The organism is Acuticoccus kandeliae, from assembly GCF_003073115.1.
This window is the reverse complement of the sequence record NZ_QBBV01000172.1, coordinates 1-294: the sequence shown is the minus strand read 5'-3', so window position 1 is coordinate 294 and position 294 is coordinate 1. Positions and strand designations below refer to the sequence as shown.

The following is a 294-nucleotide window of genomic DNA, read 5'->3' as shown; positions in this document are numbered from 1 at the left end:
AGCCGCTGCTGACCGACAGCCGCACGTCGTGGCGGACCGGCTCGGTGCCGACCGAGACCGTGGCGGCGTGCGGCGGCAGCGCAGCCGAGGCCGCCACCACCAGGAAGCGTCCGGGCTGGTCGACGGCGATGCGGTAGTGGCCGTCGCCGTCGGTCGTGGTGCGACCGACCTGGTCGCCGGACAGCCGGGTGACGGTGACGACCGCCCCGGCGACCGGCGTGCCGGTGCCGCCCTGGACCCGTCAGGTGACGGCCGGGCCGTCGCCGCCCGCGGTGTGAAGGTGGTCCAGGCCCG

Annotated in this window: 1 pseudogene; it reads right to left on the bottom strand. The window is 77.2% G+C overall.

What is annotated here, in order from left to right:
• Positions 1-229 (bottom strand): annotated as a pseudogene (locus tag DBV35_RS31565) (carboxypeptidase-like regulatory domain-containing protein); the annotation flags it as partial.
• Positions 230-294 lie beyond the last annotated feature (65 nt).